Below are 25,483 nucleotides of genomic sequence, written 5' to 3'. Positions count from 1 at the left end.
CTTATTTCAAAGCTGTTTATCTTGAATCAATCAAAACCACTCATTTGCACATCACAAGCGGGATGAATGTGTGGATAAAATTTGTATAAGAAAGGAGTAAAAATGACACTTATGAACCGTCTTAATGCAAGGTCTGTCGCAACATTGGGGGCTGGCAAATATAACGATGGTGCCGGCTTGCTACTTCATAAGCGTAAAGATGGAGGTGCTCAATGGATTTTACGGTATACCCTTCACGGGCGTCGTCGTGAAATGGGATTGGGTGCCTTGAGAGATGTTTCTTTAAAAGGTGCCTTGAGAGATATTTCTTAAAAAAAAGCACGTGAATTGGCAAACCAATGGCGTTCTATTTTACGTGAAGGGCGTGACCCTATTCAAGAACGTGAAAAACAAAAACGTGAAGCAATGCGTAATCTCCATTACTTAAAAGATATTGCCGTGGATGCTTTTGAAAGTCGTAAAGCTGAATTAAAAGGGGGTGGTAAGAATGGACATTGGTTTTTACCTTTAAAACTCCATATTTTACCAAAATTAGGCTGTCTGCCCGTTTCTGAGATTACACAAACAGAGATACGCAACACACTTGCCCCTATTTGGCATACAAAAGCTGGAACAGCAGAGAAAGCACTCATTCGCCTTAATATATGTCTCAAACATGCGGCTGCATTAGGATTGGATGTTGATTTACAAGCAGCAGAAAAAGCACGCGCTCTTTTAGGCAAACAACGTTATAAAAAACAAAATATACCTGCCATGGATTGGAGAGATGTGCCGGCTTTTTATAAAATACTTTGTCAAAAAACAACCCTAACACAACTGGCTTTGCGTCTGCTTATTCTGACAGGCGTTCGCACACGTCCTTTACGTTATATCCATAAGGATCAAGTTGATGGAGATATATGGACTATTCCTGCTGAAAATATGAAAGGAAAGCGTGATACAACAAAAGAATTTCGCGTACCTCTATCAACAGAAGCATTAGACATTTTAAAACAAGCACGATTGCTTTCTCGTAATGATTTTTTCTTTTCTGCAACCGGTCGGGGGGCTCTTGCGCAGAAGTGTATGGCTCAATATATGAGAGATAATAAACTTGATGCCTGCCCCCATGGTTTTCGTTCTAGTTTACGCGATTGGCTCGCTGAAACAACCGATGCCCCCTATGAGGTGGCTGAAACCATTTTAGGGCATGTGGTCGGTGGTAAAGTAGAGCGTGCCTATCGTCGTACTGACTATCTAGAACAGCGCCGTGTCTATATGGATAAATGGGCGGCTTATGTCACTGGTCAATCTTAAGATATGGGGTGAACAACCCCATAATCTGTGGATAACTTTCGCTCTCTGTTTTCTCATTCTCTCTCAATAAGACGCATAATTTATCACATCAGAAATTATATGATAATATATTGTTTTCTATAAATAAAATTCCTTCAAAAATAAACCAAAATGTGCTTAATAAATAGGCATGATTTGTTTCTATTTTTTTGAAAATGAAAGGATTTTAGAATGACAGAAAATGATATTCTTTTAACTGACCGTGAAAGTGCAAAATTGCTTCATATGAGTGTCTCAACATTCCGCCGTCATGTCACCAATGGCTCTCTCCCAAAACCTTTAAAATTTGGTTTTTTATCCCGTTGGTTACAATCGGATCTTCTCAATGTAATCGAGCAAGCGAAACAGCAACGTCAAAGTGACGCGGCATAAAAAAAACCTTGTCACGTAAGGACGGACAAGGCTTTCTCAAATTCACAATCCTAGAGAGTGCACAATCCGTCCTATGACGCAACGTTATAGGATTACTAAGTGTATTCCCTACGTTATACTGCTTCACATACAGTGTTGAGATTGTTGGTTGAGGAGACAATCCCGCACAAGCATGGGAACACATGAATGTGGGGATTGTAGTTTCCACAAACAGCAAGACTTAAGGCTTGCATTCAGGTTGTTCTGGATGCTTTTTACAAAACGGGCTGTTTAAGCGCTTTTCGACACTCCGTTTTGGGATGACAGCACCAGGTTGGCAAATGGGAAGGTTTTCTTCTCTAAATGTATAACACCATCCTCCTTCATGTTCATCTTTATAGTGGAATCCTGATTGAATCATACAAGCATGAACTGTTGCTTGCTCATCAATGCTCTGCTCTCTACTTTCTGAATCCTCACCATAAGGGGTTGGCATGCCACATTCTAACAAGGCTTTTCCTACCTCTGTAAAATCTGCCCCTGGCTTCTCCCACATACTGAGATACCCTGGAGGAGGCTTATCGATGTTTTCAATACCACATCCAGCTATAATAAACAAAACAAGCACACTCAATAATTTTAAGATGTATTTCATTTCTTGCCCCCTGATTGAATTGAATTAATTTGTATACGGTGAGATGAGCCATAGAACGATGTACACTCACGACCTGCATGACCATAACAAGCATGGACAGTAGGATAAGTCGTAAATATTCTCCATGCCTCGTTCCCAGGACTACTCCCTGAAGGGATCTTATCAAAAGTAGCAGGATTTCCACCAAACTTTATACCAACAAAGTCATATGCGTGGTTTTCTAAACCGACAGAGGTTTGCTTGCCATCACTTAAATAATCGAGTGTATTAGCCATCGATTGAGCGTTGTAAGCTGGACCAAAAAGATTGATACTCGTGTTGCCTGCTATACCGTGAATACCACGCTTTTCAAAATCATGCATTCCGTTACCTACCGTCATACTACCACGGCTGTGCCCATCAATACGTAATCCGTCATTGCCATAAAGATACATTGTATTCTGGAACTTCTTGGTCGAATTGGTCAATCCAAAGAAAAATGTACCTTCAAAAAACTTCTGAAAAACCGCTATACCAACCTCTACTAGCATGTCTTTATCTTGCGGGAAATATGTAAAATACAGATGACCATGATCGTTGTCAGCAAATTGGACGGCATAACGCGCGGCATCATCGGGGGAGGTAAAAATACCATTATAAAACATATGAACCTCGCCATCAGAGCCTTTTTGTAAATGATTTTCTTCCTCTGGTTTTAAAAAATGATACAGAGTAATATATTTTCCATCATTGCCTTTTATAGGTTTTCCATTTTCATCGGTTAAATAGAGGACATTGCCATTTTCATCATGCGCAACTTCTCCTTCAGGATGTTTTGTGGCATAAGCGATTTTGTAAATTTTATAAAAATATCCCAATCCCTCATCGGATAAATCATTGATCATGTCTAAGCGATTATGCACTGCTCCCTCAAGGGATGTGGCGTCTATTGGTGCAACAGCCTGATGGGCTGTTGCAGTATTGCGGTTGAGAGAACCAATGATTTCTCCAGCATCTTGCCCCATGGACCTTTGGCCAGTTGTATTGGTTAGGATGATGGTTCCATCACTGATAGCGGATTTGGTTTCTCCTTCTGCGCCATCCTTGGCTTTGCCATGGTTTAAAACATTCTTGGTAATATTTTTTATCGTGTCATTTCCAGAAAGGCTAAAACCATGGCTGCTGGCTGTCGCATGCGCACTGTTGGTGATATCACTCGTCGTAATGCTTCCGGTGGTCAGACTCTTTTTATCCGCTGAGGCACTGCTCGCAATAATGCCTCCGGTCAAGTTTGTTGTCCCCGTAACTGTAATATCAAAACCGCCCGCCTCTGCTTTGATGCCTGATTGCTCTACAACACTGTGATAATCACTAGAGGATTTATCCTTGTTCAAAGAGGCGCTCATTGAACCTCCACCACCCGTTGCTCCAGCACCAAAACCAACATTCTCATTAAAGCGCTTTGCGAATGATTTTGTGTTGTTAGGGTTGGCATTCAAGTACGTTTTTATGTCTTTTACAATAAGGACTATTTAAGCGTTTCTCAACACTTCGCTGAGGCATGACAGCTCCAGGACGACATATGGGAAGATTGTCCGATTTATGGTTCTCACACCATTCTTGTATGGTAAAGCTAGGGCGAAAACCTGATTGCCCCATACAAATTTCAATACTAGCAAATTGATTCAAATCTAGCGCCACAACCTTATCAAGGTCCGGTACGCCACATTCTAAAAGTATTTTCTGCCTCCATAATACTGGAGAAAGTGAGGGAATTTGATTAACACACCCAACTGTACTTAAAAAAGCTATGCAGCTCAATAGTTTTAAAGTTTTTTTCATTTTCCCCTCCTCTAATGGGTTTCTTGACAATAAAAAGGAACAGCAAGACTTAAGGCTTGCATTCAGGTTGTTCTGGACTTCTTTTACAAAATGGGCTGTTTAAGCGCTTTTCGACACTCCGTTTTGGGATGACAGCACCAGGTTGGCAAATGGGGAGGTTTTCTTCTTTAAAATTCTCACACCAAGTTCCTATCTCTCTTTCAAGTTTATCATGGAATCCTGCTTGGATCATGCAAGCATAAATTGTTGCACTATCATTGTAACTCAAACGCCTATTTTCTCTATCAAGATATTCAGGGCTTGGCATGCCACATTCTAACAAGGCTTTTCCTACCTCTGTAAAATCTGCCCCTGGCTTCTCCCACCCATATACATTACCTAAAGGAGGCTTGTCGATGTTTTCAATACCACATCCAGCTATAATAAACAAAACAAGCACACTCAATAATTTTAAGATGTATTTCATTTCTTGCCCCCTGATTGAATTGAATTAATTTGTATACGGTGAGATGAGCCATAGAACGATGTACACTCACGACCTGCATGACCATAACAAGCATGGACAGTAGGATAAGTCGTAAATATTCTCCATGCCTCGTTCCCAGGACTACTCCCTGAAGGGATCTTATCAAAAGTAGCAGGATTTCCACCAAACTTTATACCAACAAAGTCATATGCGTGGTTTTCTAAACCGACAGAGGTTTGCTTGCCATCACTTAAATAATCGAGTGTATTAGCCATCGATTGAGCGTTGTAAGCTGGACCAAAAAGATTGATACTCGTGTTGCCTGCTATACCGTGAATACCACGCTTTTCAAAATCATGCATTCCGTTACCTACCGTCATACTACCACGGCTGTGCCCATCAATACGTAATCCGTCATTGCCATAAAGATACATTGTATTCTGGAACTTCTTGGTCGAATTGGTCAATCCAAAGAAAAATGTACCTTCAAAAAACTTCTGAAAAACCGCTATACCAACCTCTACTAGCATGTCTTTATCTTGCGGGAAATATGTAAAATACAGATGACCATGATCGTTGTCAGCAAATTGGACGGCATAACGCGCGGCATCATCGGGGGAGGTAAAAATACCATTATAAAACATATGAACCTCGCCATCAGAGCCTTTTTGTAAATGATTTTCTTCCTCTGGTTTTAAAAAATGATACAGAGTAATATATTTTCCATCATTGCCTTTTATAGGTTTTCCATTTTCATCGGTTAAATAGAGGACATTGCCATTTTCATCATGCGCAACTTCTCCTTCAGGATGTTTTGTGGCATAAGCGATTTTGTAAATTTTATAAAAATATCCCAATCCCTCATCGGATAAATCATTGATCATGTCTAAGCGATTATGCACTGCTCCCTCAAGGGATGTGGCGTCTATTGGTGCAACAGCCTGATGGGCTGTTGCAGTATTGCGGTTGAGAGAACCAATGATTTCTCCAGCATCTTGCCCCATGGACCTTTGGCCAGTTGTATTGGTTAGGATGATGGTTCCATCACTGATAGCGGATTTGGTTTCTCCTTCTGCGCCATCCTTGGCTTTGCCATGGTTTAAAACATTCTTGGTAATATTTTTTATCGTGTCATTTCCAGAAAGGCTAAAACCATGGCTGCTGGCTGTCGCATGGGCACTGTTGGTGATATCACTCGTCGTAATGCTTCCGGTGGTCAGACTATTTTTATCCGCTGAGGCACTGCTCGCAATAATGCCTCCGGTCAAGTTTGTTGTCCCCGTAACTGTAATATCAAAACCGCCCGCCTCTGCTTTGATGCCTGATTGCTCTACAACACTGTGATAATCACTAGAGGATTTATCCTTGTTCAAAGAGGCGCTCATTGAACCTCCGCCACCCGTTGCTCCAGCACCAAAACCAACATTCTCATTAAAACGCTTTGCGAATGGTTTTGCGCTGTTAAGGTTGGCATTTACGGCTATTTTTATACTTTTTACAAAAAGGACTGTTTAAGCGCTTTTTGACACTTCTCTGTGGAACAACAGCCCCTGGTCGACAAATCGGAAGGTTTTCTTCTCTAAAAGTATAACACCACCCACCCTCATGTTCATTTTCATAATGAAAACCTGATTGAACCATACACGCATGAATTTTTGCCCATGCATTGATACTAAGTTTTCTGCTTTCTGGATCGGTATAATAAGGAGTTGGCATTCCACATTCTAACAAGGCTTTTCCTACTTCTGTAGAATCTGCTCCTGGTTTCTTCCACGCTGCCACCTCTCCTAGAGGAGGTTTGTTAAATTGACATCCTGTTATGATCAACAAAACTACCGCACCTAATAGCTTTAGAGTTTGTTTCATTTTTTGCTCCATGATTTACTTAAAGGAAATTGTTTTAGATGAGATAGACCATAATCATATCTACATTTTGGACTCGCATGTCCAAGACAAGTATGAACGCTATTGGGATTTGTGAACATTCTCCGCCATTCTTTCCACATGCTACTACCAGTAGGTATTGTCTCGTAGGTATAGCCATTGCCGCCGATAATTCTGCTGACAAAGTCATATCTATGACCATCAAAACCAATTGTGGTTTGTTTGCCACCACTCACATACTTTAACAGATCTGATGCCGCCAAAACATTAGCCGCTGGTCCATAGAAACTGATCGTTGTATTGCCAGCTACATCATTGATACCTTCTTGCTTGAAAGAATTCATCATATTCAAGTTTGTCAAACTACCACGACTATGGGCATCAAAATGCAATCCTGTGTTCCCATAGCGAGACATCAGATCTTTTGCTTCTTGGGTTGAATTGGTCAAACCCCAAAAGTTATTTTCCATAAACTTCTGGTATCCCGCGACCAGAAGTTCTGAAATAGCAGAATCGGCTTCTGGAAACACAACAAAATAAAGCGGTGCATTTTGATCCTTCGCATGTTGCTCCGCATAAACAGCAGCTTCCTCTGGTGGAGTAAAGATACCATTGAGGGACACATGAACCTTGCCATCAGAGCCGGCTTGCAAATGCTGCTTTTCCTCATCCGTTAAATAATGAAACTTAGGGATTTTTTGTCCACGAGCGTCTTCTATAGGTTCTCCATTTTCATCTGTTTTATAGATTGTATTGCCCTGTTCATCACGGTCGACCACAGCGATGGGGTGCTCTTTGATAAACATGGTTTTATAGGAGTCATCGCTGTATTTAAACCCTTCTTCCAGCAGTTGTGTTGCCATTTCACGGTTTTCATGGACGATTCGTTCCAGCTTGGCAACATCAAGCTGTTGTACACCCTTATGGGCGTTGGCAGTATCACGGTTAAGGGAGGCGATGGCTTGTTCCACATCTTGCCCCGTCAACGCCTTTTGCCCTGCTTCATTTGTCAGCACAATGGTGCTATCACTAATGGCGGATTTGGTATAGCCTTCCTCTGAATCTTTGGCTTTTGCATGATCTAAAACATTCTTGGCAATGTTTTTCCCGACACCGTATTTGCCTTGATACATGGGACCTCCCGCAGAAATACTGATCCCATCGCTGTTAGCTTGAGCATGCGCACTGTTGGTAATATCACTCGTTTTAATGGTTCCTGTAGTCAGTTTATTTTTGTTCGCCGGTGCGGTGCTATCAATAATTCCTCCGGTCATGGTTGTTGCACCCGCCACTGTAATATCAAAACCGCCATTACCGGTTTTAATGCCGGATTGCTCCACAACACTGTGATAATCACTAGAGGATTTGTCCTTTTGGAAAGAGGCGCTCATTGAACCTCCACCACCCGTTGCTCCAGCACCAAAGCCAACATTCTCATTAAAACGCTTTGCGAATGGTGTTGTGTTGTTAGGGTTGGCATTCATCTGCATTTTTGTACCTTTTACAAAAAGGGCTGTTTAAGCGCTTTTTGACACTCCGTTTTGGGATGACAGCACCAGGTTGGCAAATGGGAAGGTTTTCTTCTCTAAATGTATAACACCATCCTCCTATCCTCGAAAGTTCCTCATTTTTATAGCGAAATCCTGATTGAATCATGCAAGCATAAATTGTCGCTTTTGCATTAATGCTTACCTTTCTGTTTTCTGAATCCTCATCATAAGGGGTTGGCATGCCACATTCTAACAAGGCTTTTCCTACCTCTGTAAAATCTGCCCCTGGCTTTTCCCACATACTGAGATACCCTGGAGAAGGCTTAAAAAAATTACATCCAGCTATCATAAATAAAACAAGCACACTCAATAATTTTAAGATGTATTTCATTTCTTGCCCCCTGATTGAATTGAATTAATTTGTATACGATGAGATGAGCCATAGAACGATGTACACACATCGCTTGCATGACCATAACAAGCATGGACAGTAGGATAAGTCGTAAATATTCTCCATGCCTCGTTCCCAGGACTACTCCCTGAAGGGATCTTATCAAAAGTAGCAGGATTTCCACCAAACTTTATACCAACAAAGTCATATGCGTGGTTTTCTAAACCGACAGAGGTTTGCTTGCCATCACTTAAATAATCGAGTGTATTAGCCATCGATTGAGCGTTGTAAGCTGGACCAAAAAGATTGATACTCGTGTTGCCTGCTATACCGTGAATACCACGCTTTTCAAAATCATGCATTCCGTTACCTACCGTCATACTACCACGGCTGTGCCCATCAATACGTAATCCGTCATTGCCATAAAGATACATTGTATTCTGGAACTTCTTGGTCGAATTGGTCAATCCAAAGAAAAATGTACCTTCAAAAAACTTCTGAAAAACCGCTATACCAACCTCTACTAGCATGTCTTTATCTTGCGGGAAATATGTAAAATACAGATGACCATGATCGTTGTCAGCAAATTGGACGGCATAACGCGCGGCATCATCGGGGGAGGTAAAAATACCATTATAAAACATATGAACCTCGCCATCAGAGCCTTTTTGTAAATGATTTTCTTCCTCTGGTTTTAAAAAATGATACAGAGTAATATATTTTCCATCATTGCCTTTTATAGGTTTTCCATTTTCATCGGTTAAATAGAGGACATTGCCATTTTCATCATGCGCAACTTCTCCTTCAGGATGTTTTGTGGCATAAGCGATTTTGTAAATTTTATAAAAATATCCCAATCCCTCATCGGATAAATCATTGATCATGTCTAAGCGATTATGCACTGCTCCCTCAAGGGATGTGGCGTCTATTGGTGCAACAGCCTGATGGGCTGTTGCAGTATTGCGGTTGAGAGAACCAATGATTTCTCCAGCATCTTGCCCCATGGACCTTTGGCCAGTTGTATTGGTTAGGATGATGGTTCCATCACTGATAGCGGATTTGGTTTCTCCTTCTGCGCCATCCTTGGCTTTGCCATGGTTTAAAACATTCTTGGTAATATTTTTTATCGTGTCATTTCCAGAAAGGCTAAAACCATGGCTGCTGGCTGTCGCATGGGCACTGTTGGTGATATCACTCGTCGTAATGCTTCCGGTGGTCAGACTATTTTTATCCGCTGAGGCACTGCTCGCAATAATGCCTCCGGTCAAGTTTGTTGTCCCCGTAACTGTAATATCAAAACCGCCCGCCTCTGCTTTGATGCCTGATTGCTCTACAACACTGTGATAATCACTAGAGGATTTATCCTTGTTCAAAGAGGCGCTCATTGAACCTCCGCCACCCGTTGCTCCAGCACCAAAACCAACAGAAACAGAATTTTGCTTGCTGGAAGTTTTTCCGGTATCGCTCTGGCTAGTAATGCTGAAATCACCTCCAACACTCATCTCTACACGGTTTGCAGAAACCACGGCGCCATTCAGTGTGGTGTTTTGCCCACTGTTGGTATGAACCGTGCCGGTGCCTATAATATGGCTGTTCTTGTGGTGCACTTCATCACTGGAACCTTCCCCTTGACTAAAAGCAGCACTGCCTGTTGCCCCTGCCCCCCCCGTGCCATAACCATAGCCCACACTCATGGAAGTACTTTCATTGTTGTTTTGTGTGCTTTGTGTGTTTTTTGCACTTTCAAAGGTGATATTTTGCCCCGCTGTCATATTAATATTCCCGCTCTGTGCATCATTGTCCAGAACATAAATCGGGTTTGTGCCGGCGATAATGTCGGCTCCAACACCATGGATATTGCCGTTGTGAGCATTTATGTTAACAGAACGCCTCCCTTCTATTGTCGTCGTCGTCGCTGTGGAGACTTGAGAAGAGGCTTCTGCTTTCTCGCTCTTAAAGCCCACGCTCACACTGCCAGATGCACCAGCCATATTGGCAAGAACATCTTTGGTAGAACCTCCAAATCCACCTAATGAACTGCTCAATCCTTTGGTTATATTTCCCCTTTCCCCTGTATTACCACTCAACCAATCAACAAACTCCCTGCCTTTGGTAAAGAGGTGATTGATTTTCATGCCGGTCAGGATGCCATTCATAACTGTGTTATTTCCATCCTTATTATTCATGCGGTCTGCTGAATCTTTTAGCCCTTGTACCGTGCCAAGAACACCAATATCCGCAGAGGCTGTCACACCGGCAAAGGTTTTTTCATGTGTTTCTTGTACATTAGAGGTATCATAGCTTTCCGATAGGGTGATATTATTGCCAGCATTAACGTTGACATCACGGTCTGCCGAAACATTTGCCGCTTTAAAATTCACATCATTGCCAGCATTAAAATTCGCATCATTGCCCGCATGGAAATTGGACGGCGTATTCGTATTTTCCCATTGATCGCCTTTATCCTTGGCGCCCGCAACCCCCACACCCACAGAAGCACCACTTTTGCTCTTTTCAAACTGAAAACCAAAACCTGTACGTTCTTCCTTTGAGCTTGTGCTATGGCTATTGTGACCAGGCAAAACATTGATATCATGGGCTGCCGAAACATTAATATTTTCTCGTGCATTAAAATCAGAACCTACCACGTTCACATCTTCTTTTTCGGCGGTGATAGTGATATTTTTACCATTGAGCGAAGAGCCTTGATGTTCAAAACTTTCTTCATTTTGCACCTTTCCCTCACTCCCGTAGATCGAAACAAAGCCCTTGCCTGATCCCACACCAAAACCCGTTTCATGAGTTTCTGAATGGCTCTCATGATGGTCTGTCATGCCATCAATCGTCACGCTTTGTCCTGCCACATTGATATCTTCATTGGCAATCATATGAGAAGCCGTGATTGTGGTCTCTTTGTCTGATTGCGTAATAATGTTGCCCGTCGCCCCAAGAATGGAGGAAACCGTTGTTGTATGGGATTGAGATGTATCGGAAGATTTGCTACTCAAAAATCCACTTTCTGACGATTGTGCTTGCTGATCATACTTTTCTTGCGCCCCTTTGATGAGAATATTACCACCAGAGTGAATGGTAATATCGGCTTTTGCTTGGTCTTCTGGCGTTTTTTCTCCTGAAGTCTCCCCTATCTTGCCGGCTGTGAGTATCGAGGCAACAACTTTCGTGTTGTTTCCTGAATCAATGGCAACGCCTTTGCCCCCCGATATGAGTGAACCGGAAACTTGGGTCGCATCAATCTTGTTATGCTGGGATTTGCTGCTACTAAATGCTCCCCCCTCTTTATGGTAGGACATCTCATACTGTAAACTATTTTCCGCATTGTTGATGAGAATATCGTGGCTGGCTTTCAACCCCACCTTGCCATCAGCCGTAACAGAACTGCCCGTGATGGTGAGATCATGTGGTTTGCCATCTTGCCCTGCAATAGCGGTGATATCACCCCCAGCATTGATCGAAGAGCCAACGGCTCGCGAGGCTTGCATATCCACTTTAAGGTTTTTATTCTGAAGATGATACTCCATCTCATCGGATTTGGTATCTATTGTGATATCCCCTTGAGCACCAAGAGCAACATTGCCCTTCGCATCGATATCGGACGCAGAAACATGGATATCTTTTCCAGAGAGAACAGTGGTATCTTTTCCAGAACTTAAATGAGAGCCATTGTGCACAGCAACATGGGAGGTTTGTTCCCCCCGATGGCTATTGGCACTGTTGCGCGTGGCATCAATCGAAACGTTTTCTTTTGCTTGTAAGAAAAGGTTATCCGTTGCTTGAACCTCAGAGCCTAAAACATGCAAATCTTTTCCAGAGACAAGCGTCGTTGAGCCGCCAGAATTAACTTCTGATTGTTGATGCATAGAGGCATCACTATGCTCGCTGTGGTGATGGGTTTCTGCTGCGCCTATCGTTAAGTTACCTTCTTCTGTAACCATAGCAAGATCACCCCCTGTGGTGACCTTCACCCCTGAGGCTGTGATATCTTGCTTAGCGAAAACTGTCGCATTGCCCCCAGTAGAAAGCGCATTGGTGTTTAAAACAGTTTCCACACCATCAACCATTGTGCGCCCTGCATCCAAACGAATATTGTTTTCTGCAAGCAAAACAGCATCACCACCAGCAGCAAAATGCCCCCCTTGACTGAGGATATCCCCGCCATGCACATGCAATTGGTGGTTTGCCGCAATCCGCCCTGAATTGATAATCGTTGAAGTGCTTGTATTTTGGCTGGTGATATTGACATCATCCCCCATGATCAAAGCTCCAGCAGAAACAAAGGAGGCTCTGTCTTTTTCTGGAATGTAAAGCACCGGTGCATAAACATCCATGCCCTTGACCTGTTGACGAACATAAATCACCATCGGTGCTTCTAAACTTGCCAATTGTTCTTCACTTAAAGGTTCACCAAAGACAAGATTGTGGGCTTTGGCATATTCTGCCCCGACATCCAGCAGGCTTTTGACTTGTTCAATGGCATCACTGCCTGGAATAAAGGCGCCTTTACCCAAACCTTGACCCACAAGATCACGCATTTGTTTTTCAATCAGTTGCTTTTCAAAATAAGCATCCCCTAAGAAGAAAATCTCCCGATCTGGCTTATAACCAATTCTGTTCAAAAAATAGGCTGAACCATAAAACTTACCGACATCAAGGAAATCTGCTCTCGTTTCATAAATGAAATTCTGGTTGGGCAGCGTGCCCCCAACACCCCCCGATTGGGGCTTTGGCAAAGGAAGCCCCTCAGAAAGATCCCCTGAATTATTGAGATCCACTTTGGGTGTAAACAAAGCACCAGCCCCGGTTAAACCGTTCAGCGCCTCCAGTGGATTACCTCCAACCGCTTTGGCTTCAAAATGCGCATCCCCTGTAATGGACCCTTCGGCTGCCTTGTTGTTGAGTTGATCGACCACCAAATTCAACGTGCCACCCGCTTGAACAAGACCAGAAACGGTATCTGTCACTTCTGAACTTATATGACGAATACTCCCATTGTCTATATCGAGACTACCATTACGACTGCCATCAGCGTTATAGGCATAACAATAAGCATCCGTATTGGCCTGACAGCCAAGATAGACATTTTTATAAGTTGTCGCCCCCAAATTAGTCAGCGTCTTGGCTTGGATATCCGCATTTCCACCCGCTTCTATGATGCTGTAGTGATTCTCAATATCATCAGCGTTAATAATAAGATTGCCGTGAGATTGTATCATCCCCTGAGCTGCCGGTTTATGCGAAAACGTCTGCGTGACAGTCTCCTCTGTCATATGGGACCAGTTTTTGTTTGGTAAAAACCATCCTCCCCAGCTATCACCATTCCATTTATAGTGGTGTACAGAAAATTCCTTCTTTATAGACTTATGTTCCCAAGTAAAAGCCTTATAGACTGTTCCATTTTTCAATGTTGCCGTGCCATAGGTTTCTTCTTTGCTATTCCAAAGTGGAATATCTAAGTAAAGTTCTACGTGCCCTTTCCCTATTAGTTTATCGTCTTGATGTTCGTGCCCCTTTCCCCAAAGATTGGGGTCCTCCTGATATAACATCCCATCACTGAGCTGATCAGAACCTTCTGGTTTTTGGAAAGAAATATCCCTATATTCCTTTTTTTCCGTGATGACCGGCGTACTATCGGCTTCATTTTGCAAGGTTTTGGTTTGGATCAATAAGTTTCCACCGGCTTGAATCAAGCCTGCTTTATTGACAAGGGAAAGGCTTTTTCCAGTACCCGCCACATTGGTAAAAGATAAATCACCCTCTGCCATAACGACACCAGCATCATTCAACAAAGCCCCATCAACTTTGAGAGCACCATGGCCCTTCACATAGATTAATCCCGTTTTGCTGTTGGTCAAATCCCCCGTCACGCTAAAGGCTAAATTCTGACCCGCTGCCAATTGACCACTATTGTGAAGCTCCCCTGTTTTGATGGCAAAATCTCGTGCCGCTAAAACTGATGTTGCCTCATCAACCAGAACACCTGGTGCTACAAAAAGAATATCTCCCGTCCCACCCTCATCTGTCACGGCTTGCAACCGTGCATGGTGAATATCAAGGGCATTGGTGCTGTTAAAATCTAAACCACCATACGTTAATTCGCTTCCCGAAACATCAATATGATCTGCAATTAAATACAGCGTTTGAGGCGTGTAAATATGAGAACGATTATTGCTTAAATCCAGTCTCGGTGCTGTCAACCTCACATCCCCCAGAACAGACAGCACATTCTCAACACTAATCCCTCCTGATACCGATGTCAGTGTTGCTGTGCCGTAGCCTATGATCTGATCATAATAAATATCGTTGCCAGCAAAAAGGTCAATATTTTCACCACTGATAATATGTCCAACCTTTATCCCTTTTTCTGCTGTGATCGAAAGAGAACCTTTATCATAAAAAACAAGATCACCGGAAGGATTCGAAGGACTTGCCTGAGAGGCAACAAAATCTAACCCTGTCATCAATGTGCCAGCATCAAGGCTGCCACTCTTCAAAACAGCATCTCCACCCGCCATCAGCGAAGAAAAATCAACCGCTCCACCATCAATGTCTGCCTTTCCATAAGCAATCAGTTGTCCAAAATGAACTCCAGCATCAGGTTGTGTATGAATGACAACATTATCATGAGAGAGGATTGTTTGAGAAACAGATAGCCCGTTATGAGAAACCAGTGTGATATCTCCCGCTCCATAAATGCTTTCAGCAACAATCGCACCTTGACTACTCTGGAGATCAACACCCCCATGGCTTCCCAAAACAAGATTTCCAGCAGCCCCCGTTGCTGCCATATCAACCCCACCGGCTAAAAGATACGCCCTGATATCACCACCGGCATGTGCTTTTAAATTGCCCCCAGACAAAACAGTGCCAGCAATGGTCAGATCACCGCCCGTTTCAAACGCCATATCAGCCCCTGCCCCTAGCCCTGAGACTTTGATGGCTTCGCGTGAGGACAGCTTCATATTGCCCCCAGAGGTTGCTTGCCCTGCAATGGTTAAAAAACCTTCTTGTGCCTCTGCTGTAAAATGACCATCCGCCCCAACAGTTTCTAATGTCACATCTTTTTTTGCTGCAATATCAATATGCTTTTTAGAGGTGATGTGTTTTGCCAAGATGCTCTGGCTTTTCGACTTAAGGGAAACACCCCCATGACCAAAGGCATTCTGTAGGGAGATTTTTCCATCCGCAGAAAGATGTAACTGCCCCGCATTGGCCGCCATATCATGGCGCATGCGAACCCCAACACCTTTTTCGGTTGCCACAAGTTTAATCTGATCCGCCTGGAGAGCCCCCAAAGCAGAACCATCTATCGCATATTCTGGCTTACCAGTAATATCGGTGAGCTCCTTCATCTCACGAGAAGCATAGTCATAACGGCCCGTTCCAGCAACAACCCCAATATCCTTCCCCGCAACAGGACCTTCAAAATGCACTGTGCGCGATACAATATCAACGATATCAACCGCCCCTTTTCCTGAGAAAAAATTCGCGCCCTTTGTTCCAAAAGTGATATCACCACCTCTCACCACAAAACCTTTTAGAAAACCAGATGCATCAATTTCCGCAACACCGGTGGTTAAGGTCGCATGGGGCGTATTGATAAACCCACAACCATCACAACTGATCCCATTGGGATTGGCTATAATCACATCGGCTGGGCGCCCAAAAACCTCTCCTGGACCATGAAGCGCACTGCGTTTACTGCTGGTCACTTCATTTAAAATAACCTTCGCTGAACCCGTAACACGCAAATGCGGATTGCCCGGCATAATGCCCCCCAATTGCGATTGCCCTACTTCTTGCGCATGATTGTTCCAAATCACACCTCCATTGCCAATATTAAAATCATTATATTTATTGTGCGATAAACCGCTGCTGTTGGGGGTAACAATATCAATGGAAGGAACCCCATTGGGCGCTGCCACAATATCTGGACGATGGGCGGCATTCGCGTTCGCATCAACGGCAATTTGCGCCTGTAACCCTGAAGGGACTAACAAACAAGAAAAACCAAGCCCCCCAAATAAAACCTTCTTGAGCATCGTACTAGAAATTAAAACGCTTAATAACTTTGCTCTTTCTTCTCTCTTCTCATGTCCCATGCTTTAACTCCCCAATAAATATGCTTAAAGTTCCATTGCTAATGTCATTAAAAATGTGCCTGACTTCTTGTGCTTAACTGTGCTCCAGAAAATACTGGAATAACTGGCATCAAGAGAAACCATCCCCCCTGCAAGCTTGATGCCTGCTGTCCAACCGGCAAGTTGTTCATTCGTAAATCCATACAAAGCTTGCGAAAAAACACGACCATAGTCCAAACCAACATAAGGGCGAAGTTCACCCAAAGTCTTTTTGAACGTCGCATTATTGCTCCATGGAATGGTTCGCAGAAACAGGTCATTACGGATAAAAAAACCGTTATTGCCAAAAATCAAACTCTCGCGCGTGCCACGAACATTGGAAGCGCTCCCCAACGAAATCTGCTCTGCAGCCAATAAATTATGTGGTGAATATTGACCACTCAAAAGATTGCTCAACAGAAAATTCCACTCTCCAACCTTAAAGGGTGTCATAACGCTGAGTGTGCCGGTAAATTTTGCAAATTGAGGCTCCCCATCCCCCGCTCCTGGAGCATGTTTCTTTACAGAATGAAAAAGTGGAACTCCTTGCAAATAACTCACATCAAAGGTCCAGGTTCCCCCTAACATCTGACGCGAATGCGAAATGCCAAAATTGGCGACACTATATTGACGACTGCCGACCTCTATCTTATTGCCAAGAAGATAATTGTTGGTTCTTTTATAAGAAAGACCTAAATTGAGTGTTGTGAGTGAAACACTATCACGGTGAAGAACCCTGCTTGCACTGGCATGTAATTCACTGGAATCCCCCGTCGTCTCAATATCGGTAAAATTGCCATGGATAATGCTTTGATAATTATAAACAGTGCCATTTAAACCAAAAGTCCAATAACCATAGGGAATGCTCACACTTGCAGAAATATTATTGCTATGTCCTTCTTGTTCACTCCCACCCCAATAATCTGTCTCACTGCGTTGATAGTTAAAATCCCATGCATCATTGAGACCTAAAATATTTTCGAGCTTTAAGCCCGCACTATAACGCGCATAACCCGTGGAGGGTTGTCCCATATTGTCATGAGAAACACGAACCTTGAAAACTTTACTAGGCTGATTATTAATATTCACAATGGTGCTCCCCTCTTCACGACCTGGGAGAAGTTCGCTTTGAGCATGTGCTGAAAAAAGTCTGTTGATTTGATCTAAACCCTGTTCAATATCGCGCATGTTGAGAATATGATCTTCCAAACCCGGAAAAGCACTCCACACAACATAATTATGAGAAGAAGCTGGTAAACCGTTGTAATAAATATCTGAAAGCTTCCCCTCAACAACAACAAACTTTAACGTCTTACTGCTTTTTATATCTTGGTCTGGGATATAAAAACGCGCCGTTACATAGCCTTGATCCAAATAAACCTTGGTTAACTGCTTGATTAAGAGCTGGATATCGACAAGACCGATACATCTTCCAACATAGGGATTTGTTACAGCGGCTACAGAGCTCTTCTTGATATGATAAACCCCATCAACAACTATATCATGAATTGGAAAGCAGTACCCACTCCCCAAAAGTGCTCCTTGCTTTCCTTCAGAAGGTCTTGTCATACCGTGAGGCGTTAAAGCCCGTAAATTCTCAATTCTTTCTAATTGCCGCTTTTCTGAATATCCGCGAGAAAAATTATCTGTTGGAGAATGAAAAACAGCTGAGGAGCGCGCATAAACGGTTACGCCACTCAACATGCCAAACAATACTGAGGCAAGAAAAAACCTAAAAAAACTCTTCCAACGTAAAAAGATAAATAACAATACAGATTGCCCCGCTTTGCAGCATTCATGAAGCGTTCTATCGCTTCATCAACCCTGGTTGATAATAGAAATTAAAACAGCCACTACCCTATGACGCTTTTAATAAAAGCATATACCTCTGTCACCAAAGACCAAGTGACAAAACACCTTGATTGTAATCGTGTGAAGATATTCCCCCCATACTTATACTCTCAGACCTATAACCAAAATTGTCCAGAAAGTCAATGTGTAAGCCTCAATATCCCCATCAATATAAAGGATAAATTTGCTAAACCATGTCCCCTTATTCATAGAATGGAACCTTCAAAGCACTCCCCATCATTAGTTTTGAAGTTTTTTTTGGGGTGTTAGAAACCTTCAAAATCTATCTATAAAATGCATCAAAATACTTATTCTGATATTTTAAAGTACATAGTGCATTTATCTTGATTAACCCGTCAAACGAACAGCAAATTTCACTATTTTGCTGATATACTCCATGTCATAGGCTGTTGATAAACAACCTGTAAAAACTCCTTTTGAAAAAATGTCTGCTTTTTTTATCAGTTTTTTCCCATTTTTATCGTTATTTGCTTTAAGTCAACTTGATTGAGTTCGTTTTGATTCTTTTGATGATTATTGATCATCTCTTAAGGCAAGGGATTTTTATTACAATATGCTGCAATCTGTTAACTCTGATAATGAACACGTCACTTTACGCTCTCTGTTGAAATATTATCGTCAAAAAGCTAAATCACCCCGTGAATTAGGAACCATGTTTGAAAACCTTGTCATGGTTTATTTGAGTGAAGCCCCTCTTCAAAAGCAAGAATACGAAAAGGTTCAAACTTATTTGGAATGGGCAAAAGAGCATGATGAAGATGGAACGGATATTGGGATTGATCTGGTGGCTACAATCCGTGATGAAGGGGGGTATGCTGCCATTCAATGTAAATGCTACAACGCCTCTCACATAATTAAAAAAGAAGATATTGATAGTTTTATTGCTGCCTCGGGCAAAAAGATCTTCACCCGTCGTATACTGGTTGATAGCACCGAAACAGATTGGAGTAATAATGTTGAACTGACTTGTGAGGGGCAAGAAGTTCGTATTCAACGCATAAACCTTTTTGATTTGGAAAGCAGTCAAATCGATTGGAGCGCTTATAAAGAACAAGGACAAGCCGTCCTTAAAGAAAAGCTGAAAAAAAAGCTTTTAGATCATCAGAAAGAAGCCCTTGAGAAAGTCTGTGAAGGGTTAAAAGAAGCAGACCGTGGCAAGCTGATTATGGCATGTGGTACAGGCAAGACTTTCACGAGTTTGAAGATAGCAGAAACCATAGCAGGAAAAGGCAAGCGTGTGTTGTTTCTGGTCCCTTCTCTGGCTTTAGTCTCGCAAACAATCCGTGAATGGACAGAAGATACAGAAGTGCCTTTGCGTTCCTTTGCTGTGTGTTCCGATACACAAGTGGGTAAACGTCGTAAGAATAATAAAAATGATACTCTTGAATTTGATAGCTCTGATCTTGCCTTGCCTGCAACAACTGATGCAAAAGAACTGGCTAGCAAAGCAGGTAAGGTTTCCCATGATCTAATGACCGTGGTGTTTTCCACTTATCATTCAATCCAAGTGATTTCCGATGCACAAAAAAAGTATGATTTACCCGAATTTGATCTGATCATCTGTGATGAAGCACACCGTACCACTGGGGCTTCATTGGGAACAGAGGACAATGAATCTGATTTTATCAAGGTTCATGATAACAGCATTATTCAAGGCAAAAAACGTCTGTACATGACAGCAACGCCTAAGATCTTTACCGATGATGCCAAAAGACGTGCCGATGAGATCAATGCTGTTCTCGCCTCTATGGATGATGAAGAGCTCTATGGAAAAGAGCTTTATACCTATACCTTCTCAAAAGCCGTTCAGAATGAACTTTTAGCACCTTATAAGATTATTGTTTTGGGTGTTAATGAAGAGGAAGTGAGTCAATCCATTCAACATCTGATGACCGATGAGAATTATGAACTTATCCTTGATGATAAAACCAAAATCATAGGCTGTTATCAAGCCCTTGCTAAAATAGATCTAAAGATTGATTTGAGTGATGACCCCAATCCCATGCGGCGGGCTTTGGCTTTTTGTAAAGATATCAAAACCTCTGAACGTATCCGTGATACCTTCAATTCTCAAGAAATACAGAAAGAACTGTATGATCTTCATAAGGTCTATAAAGAGACCCCGCCTCTTGACTGTACCTTTGATCATATTGACGGAACACAAAGTGCCAAAACGCGTCATAAAGCCCTTGATTGGCTTAAGGAAGATGCGGGGGAAAATACGTGTCGTGTACTTACCAATGTAAGATGTCTGTCTGAAGGGGTGGATGTCCCTGCTCTTGATGCCATTATGTTTTTACACCCGCGTAAAAGTCATGTGGATGTGATACAGGCGGTGGGGCGTATCATGCGTCGTGCTCGGGGCAAAAAAAGAGGCTATATCATTTTACCCGTTGGGATTCCTGCTGGGGTTTCTGCTGAACAGGCTTTAAAATACAACAAAAGATACAGTGTTGTCTGGCAAGTGATCAATGCTTTGCTTGCTCATGATGAGAATTTTGAAATCACCCTTAACCAGATGATTTTAGGGCAAGACGTTAGTGATGTTTTGGAGATTGCTGCCTTAAAGAGCATGACCGCGGTTGAGGATAAACTCCATATCCATGAGAAATCAGAACATATGGGTCTTGAGATTGGAAAAGCCGCTCCTGAACCGCAGCATAGTTATAAAGGGCAAATGAGATTACCCTTTTATAAAGAGTTTCCCAATGCCCTTAAAACCCTTCTTGCGAAGAAATTTGCCATTGCGGATTATTGGGAAAATTGGGCGGGTAATGTTGCTGAGATTGCTCAAAACCATATCACCCATCTTCAAAACCTGCTTGCTGATGAAAACAGTGAAGCCTTTCATGCTTTTGATGCGTTTCATAAAGAATTAAAGAACAACTTAAACAGTGAAATAAAGAAAGAGGAAGCGATTGAGATGTTAGCCCAACATCTTGTCACGCGTCCCGTGTTTGAAGCCTTGTTTGAGGGCAATGAATTTGTGCAAAACAATGCCATTTCGCAAGCCATGGAAAGGATCTTAACAGAACTTGATAAAACCAATATCGAGGAAGAATCCAAGGAATTACAAGAGTTTTATAACAGTGTAAGGCTTCGTGCTTCTGGGATTACCTCGCCTTTAGCAAGGCAAAATCTTATTATCACGCTTTATGAAAGCTTTTTTGCCAAGGCATTTAAGAAAACCACGGATAGACTTGGGATTGTTTATACCCCCGTTGAGGTAGTGGATTTTATCATTCATTCTGTTGATGACGTTTTACGCAATGAATTTGGAAAAAGCTTGGGGTCACGGGGTGTTTCTATTCTTGACCCTTTCACGGGAACTGGAACCTTTATCACAAGGCTTTTACAATCCAATCTCATCAAACCAGAGGATATGGAATATAAGTTTCGTCATGATATCCATGCTAATGAGATTGTTTTACTTGCCTATTACATAGCAGCGATTAACATTGAATCGACTTATCATAGTATCATGAAAGGTGAGTATATTCCCTTTAAGCATATTGGTTTGGCTGATACGTTTCAAACACTTAAAGAAAAAAACTTGATAGACGGTATACTCAAAGAAAATAGTGAATATTTAGAGCATCAAAAGAAACTAAATATTGAAGTTATCTTTGGCAACCCTCCTTATTCGGTAGGACAAAAAAGCGAAAATGATAATGCAAAGAATACTCCCTATCCCATATTAAATAAACGTATCGGTGAAACTTACGCTGCTCAATCTAAAGCAACTAGTACGCACAAGTTATATGACAGTTATATTCGTGCTATTCGTTGGGCTAGTGACCGAATAAAAAAACGCGGTGTTATTGGTTTTGTCACAAACGCGGGTTTTATTGATGGAAGTTCTATGGATGGTTTACGCAAATGTCTCGTTGAGGAATTTAGCAGCCTTTATATTTTCCATTTACGGGGTAATCAACGAACGTCTGGAGAAGTTTCGCGAAAAGAAGGTGGCAAAATTTTCGGGTCTGGCTCTCGTGCCCCTATAGCGATTTCTATTTTGGTTAAAAATCCAAATGCACAACAGCATGGTAAAATATATTTTCGTGATATTGGAGATTACCTTACGAGAAAAGAAAAGCTAACAATAATTGAAAAATTTAGGAGCATTGATGGCATTACACAGAGCAAAAAAGGTTGGCAAATAATTACACCAGATAAACATGGTGATTGGCTTGGTCAACGTGATGACAATTTCAACGCTTTTTTAGCTATAGGTGATAAAGGTTATAAAAAAGATCATAATAAAAAACTCTTTGAAACGTTTTCATGTGGTCTAAAAACCAATCGTGACGCTTGGGCTTACAATTCAAGCCATGAAACTTTAAAGAAAAACATGAGTAATATGATTGCTTTCTACAATAGTGAAGTGGAACGTTTTAATGGTGCTTATACACATGCCGCCAGTAAAGCGCGTGCAAAGTATGTAGATAGTTTTGTCAATTCCGATGACGGTAAAATTAGCTGGAGCTATAGTGTTAAGCAACAGTTAATTAGAGGAAAAACTTTTAAATTTGAAGAAACATGCCTCACTCAGAGCTTGTATCGTCCTTTTATACAACAATGGCTCTATTATAGTCGCATTTTTAATGAATCAGTTTATCAAATGCCACAGATATTTCCTATGGGAAAAATAGTTGAAAATAGAGTTATGAAAATTGCTGCTGTAGGAGCAAGAGGTGGATTTTCTGTCTTGATGACTAAAAATGTGCCTGATGTGGGTGTGATAGATAATAGCCAATGCTTTCCACGCTATATTTACGAAGATACTGAAGTTTTAAAAGATAAAAACAAGAAACAATCCCATTTATTTACAGAAGCAAACACAACAGCTGGTTTACAGAGGTATGATGCCATTACTGATGAAGGTCTAGACCATTTTAAAACCTCTTATCCTAATGAAACCATAACAAAAGATGATTTGTTCTATTATGTTTACGGTTTACTTCATTCGGAAGATTACCGTACTCGTTATGCACATAATTTATGCAAAGAACTGCCTCGTATTCCTTGCGTAAAGAGTGCTGATGATTTTTGGAAGTTTGTAACAGCAGGGCGTGAACTGGGTCATTTACACGTAAATTATGAAGATGTAGAGCCTTATCCAGTGACCTTTAAAAAGGGTAACCCAAAACAGACTGAGATCTCTAATCCCGAAAAATTCTATTATGTGACTGAAATGAAATTTGCTGGGAATAGTAAGGAAAAGGATAAATCGACTGTTTTTTACAATAGCAATATCACAATAACAGATATCCCTCTTGAGGCTTATGAGTATATTGTAAATGGCAAGCCTGCTCTTGAATGGGTTATGGGGCGTCAATGTGTTAAGATTGATAAAAAGAGTAGTATTGTCAATGATGCCAATCGCTATGCTGTTGAAACCGTTGGAAACCCTGCCTACCCTCTAGAGTTGTTTCAAAGGGTTATTACTGTAAGTTTAGAAACAATGAAAATCGTTAAAAACTTACCAAAATTGGTATTAAGAGAAACTGAATAAGCTTATAAAGCATGCTCACATAATGGGTATGATAAACTCACAAGGGGTATAGGGTCTTATAACAGTCTATACCCCCTTTATACATTGCTTACATACAATCTTTCAAAGGATAATTTATCATGCGTTATTCTAAAAAGAAATCATTTGCACTTTTAAATACTCTCATTTGGATTGCTTTAAGACTTTTAAGAAATCCCATCTTAAATAGAGTTAGATTTTTTTACATTGCCTTTAAGAGATTATACCGTAATCTCAAATGATAGCTTTATCCTTTTTAAAAGCTTTGTTTAAAGAGAGTTATATATATTCATTTTCTTATATTACTTATAGGTTTTGAAGGTTTCTCACACCCTCAAAATACTCAAAATCTTCAAAACTCATAACCTAATGATCTTGATAGCATCTCTTATGAGTTACAAGACATCTTTTGAAAGGCTTTAAAGGGTCATATGCTTTTCATAAGATGTGTTCTAATCATTAGTCTAAAATCATAAGGTTATATTTGCAAAAGAACTGATAAAATTCATAAAAAGGATTTTGATAACGTAATCAGTTTTTACTTTCATACGCTTTTCATAAGACACGTTTTAATGAAACACTAAAATAACCACTTTTGTCGGTTCAATTTACTGACACATAACTGACAAGTTTTAATCAATTCACATCATTGATTATCTTTAAAGATTGTATTCTTGATATGGGTTGTGTTTTAAAGACATTAACCTATTGAAAAATAATGTTTTTAATTTTACTCATTTGCAAAAATAATTATAGGGTCTAAAAGGAACTGACAAAACTGACACGGTCTATTAAAAGGTATTTTTCTAATCTCTATAATTATCAATCTCTCTTTAGATATTTTCATAACAGTCTATAAATCGCAATTATCCTATTTATCGTTTCTCTTATGAAAATGAAAAATGATGCCATGGCTATAGAGAATGCGTAAAATAGCAAAGTTTTATAATCATAATGCAAATGAATGCATTGGTTATAAAAAGAGTTCCTATAAAAGGCTGTTAAGTTGCAAATTTGTTATAAACAAAATTCACAAAAAAATTTAAATTCATTTAGTAAAAAAATTGATAGGTTATAAAGATAAAAATACGCATGATAAGAGCGTTTTTAAATATTATAAATGTATAGATTCAAAACATAACGCAATCGTTTTATAAAGCCTATAATATAGCTTTAAACGCATATAAATATAAAAGAAGCAATTAATAAGCATAAGATATTATCAATACATAACGCATTTTAAAAAATACAAAAAATATCAAAAAAGATAGAATATTAATTGACAATAAATACGTATTTTGTTATATAAATAATCAAGTGATTAACAACACTAAACAGTTAGCGAATAGGTTACGATAAACCTAATCCTGTTATAAAAATTGACTATTTTTTATGCTCTAATTAGCATATATAGTGATTTTGTCGGGTGTGCTTACATCATACAATACCCTTAAAGGGAAAAGTGTAAGCAGCGGACTAACTGCCGTGTTTGTTAGCGCCCGACGCCCTTGGGGGCTGTCAATAACAAATATAAACAGTTAGGATTTAAT

12 protein-coding genes and 1 pseudogene are annotated in these 25,483 nt (G+C 40.9%); 3 read left to right on the top strand and 10 right to left on the bottom strand.

Features of this window, described 5'->3' with window-relative positions:
• Positions 1-102: 102 nt before the first annotated feature.
• Positions 103-1,296: pseudogene (locus D1093_RS04365) on the top strand (tyrosine-type recombinase/integrase).
• Positions 1,297-1,506: 210 nt separating this feature from the next.
• Positions 1,507-1,707: a helix-turn-helix transcriptional regulator gene (locus D1093_RS04360; RefSeq protein ID WP_007347209.1), complete on the top strand. Its 201-nt coding sequence runs from the start codon at positions 1,507-1,509 to the stop codon at positions 1,705-1,707.
• Positions 1,708-1,927: 220 nt separating this feature from the next.
• On the opposite strand, the gene D1093_RS04355 is transcribed toward D1093_RS04360, so the two are convergent.
• The 10 genes from D1093_RS04355 to D1093_RS04310 all read right to left on the bottom strand — a co-directional run bounded on the left by D1093_RS04355 (position 1,928) and on the right by D1093_RS04310 (position 18,232).
• Positions 1,928-2,341, bottom strand: a complete 414-nt coding sequence (locus D1093_RS04355; protein ID WP_120100885.1) for a hypothetical protein — start codon at positions 2,339-2,341, stop codon at positions 1,928-1,930.
• Positions 2,338-3,819 carry a filamentous hemagglutinin gene (locus D1093_RS04350; protein ID WP_244614032.1) on the bottom strand — a complete coding sequence of 494 codons (1,482 nt, stop codon included), beginning with the start codon at positions 3,817-3,819 and terminating at the stop codon, positions 2,338-2,340. Before D1093_RS04350 ends, D1093_RS04355 begins: the two co-directional genes overlap by 4 nt.
• Positions 3,803-4,162, bottom strand: a complete 360-nt coding sequence (locus tag D1093_RS04345; RefSeq protein WP_120100883.1) for a hypothetical protein — start codon at positions 4,160-4,162, stop codon at positions 3,803-3,805. The genes D1093_RS04350 and D1093_RS04345 overlap by 17 nt, the downstream gene beginning before the upstream one ends.
• A 49-nt stretch (positions 4,163-4,211) precedes the next feature.
• Positions 4,212-4,628 carry a hypothetical protein gene (locus D1093_RS04340; RefSeq protein ID WP_120100882.1) on the bottom strand — a complete coding sequence of 139 codons (417 nt, stop codon included), beginning with the start codon at positions 4,626-4,628 and terminating at the stop codon, positions 4,212-4,214.
• Positions 4,625-6,013, bottom strand: a complete 1,389-nt coding sequence (locus tag D1093_RS04335; protein WP_120100880.1) for a filamentous hemagglutinin — start codon at positions 6,011-6,013, stop codon at positions 4,625-4,627. Before D1093_RS04335 ends, D1093_RS04340 begins: the two co-directional genes overlap by 4 nt.
• Before the next feature lie 76 nt (positions 6,014-6,089).
• Positions 6,090-6,494: a hypothetical protein gene (locus D1093_RS04330; RefSeq protein ID WP_120100878.1), complete on the bottom strand. Its 405-nt coding sequence runs from the start codon at positions 6,492-6,494 to the stop codon at positions 6,090-6,092.
• A complete protein-coding gene (locus D1093_RS04325; protein WP_244614031.1) occupies positions 6,491-7,996 on the bottom strand; it encodes a filamentous hemagglutinin in 1,506 nt (501 codons plus the stop codon). Before D1093_RS04325 ends, D1093_RS04330 begins: the two co-directional genes overlap by 4 nt.
• Positions 7,980-8,393 carry a hypothetical protein gene (locus D1093_RS04320; protein ID WP_120100876.1) on the bottom strand — a complete coding sequence of 138 codons (414 nt, stop codon included), beginning with the start codon at positions 8,391-8,393 and terminating at the stop codon, positions 7,980-7,982. The genes D1093_RS04325 and D1093_RS04320 overlap by 17 nt, the downstream gene beginning before the upstream one ends.
• The gene (locus D1093_RS04315) at positions 8,390-16,510 is read right to left on the bottom strand and encodes a hemagglutinin repeat-containing protein (protein WP_120100875.1); all 8,121 of its coding nucleotides are present in this window, start codon (positions 16,508-16,510) and stop codon (positions 8,390-8,392) included. Before D1093_RS04315 ends, D1093_RS04320 begins: the two co-directional genes overlap by 4 nt.
• 24 nt (positions 16,511-16,534) lie before the next feature.
• A complete protein-coding gene (locus D1093_RS04310) occupies positions 16,535-18,232 on the bottom strand; it encodes a ShlB/FhaC/HecB family hemolysin secretion/activation protein (protein WP_244613978.1) in 1,698 nt (565 codons plus the stop codon).
• Between the two features lie 721 nt (positions 18,233-18,953).
• Between D1093_RS04310 and D1093_RS04305 the strand changes: the two genes are divergently transcribed.
• Entirely contained in the window at positions 18,954-23,915 is a 4,962-nt protein-coding gene (locus tag D1093_RS04305; RefSeq protein ID WP_120100872.1) for a DEAD/DEAH box helicase, read from the top strand.
• Positions 23,916-25,483: the final 1,568 nt, after the last annotated feature.

Origin of the sequence: Bartonella kosoyi, assembly GCF_003606325.2 — a bacterium.
GTDB lineage: Bacteria > Pseudomonadota > Alphaproteobacteria > Rhizobiales > Rhizobiaceae > Bartonella > Bartonella kosoyi.
Note: the sequence above shows the minus strand (reverse complement) of the source record. Positions and strands in the feature narration are given on the sequence as shown.

Excerpts from the sequence above, each read along its gene's own strand:
- D1093_RS04360 (WP_007347209.1), top strand. The coding sequence starts at position 1,507 with ATGACAGAAAATGATATTCTTTTAACTGACCGTGAAAGTGCAAAATTG.
- D1093_RS04355 (WP_120100885.1), bottom strand. The coding sequence starts at position 2,341 with ATGAAATACATCTTAAAATTATTGAGTGTGCTTGTTTTGTTTATTATA.
- D1093_RS04345 (WP_120100883.1), bottom strand. The coding sequence starts at position 4,162 with ATGAAAAAAACTTTAAAACTATTGAGCTGCATAGCTTTTTTAAGTACA.
- D1093_RS04340 (WP_120100882.1), bottom strand. The coding sequence starts at position 4,628 with ATGAAATACATCTTAAAATTATTGAGTGTGCTTGTTTTGTTTATTATA.
- D1093_RS04335 (WP_120100880.1), bottom strand. The coding sequence starts at position 6,013 with ATGAGCGCCTCTTTGAACAAGGATAAATCCTCTAGTGATTATCACAGT.
- D1093_RS04330 (WP_120100878.1), bottom strand. The coding sequence starts at position 6,494 with ATGAAACAAACTCTAAAGCTATTAGGTGCGGTAGTTTTGTTGATCATA.
- D1093_RS04325 (WP_244614031.1), bottom strand. The coding sequence starts at position 7,996 with ATGAATGCCAACCCTAACAACACAACACCATTCGCAAAGCGTTTTAAT.
- D1093_RS04320 (WP_120100876.1), bottom strand. The coding sequence starts at position 8,393 with ATGAAATACATCTTAAAATTATTGAGTGTGCTTGTTTTATTTATGATA.
- D1093_RS04315 (WP_120100875.1), bottom strand. The coding sequence starts at position 16,510 with ATGGGACATGAGAAGAGAGAAGAAAGAGCAAAGTTATTAAGCGTTTTA.
- D1093_RS04310 (WP_244613978.1), bottom strand. The coding sequence starts at position 18,232 with ATGTTGAGTGGCGTAACCGTTTATGCGCGCTCCTCAGCTGTTTTTCAT.
- D1093_RS04305 (WP_120100872.1), top strand. The coding sequence starts at position 18,954 with ATGCTGCAATCTGTTAACTCTGATAATGAACACGTCACTTTACGCTCT.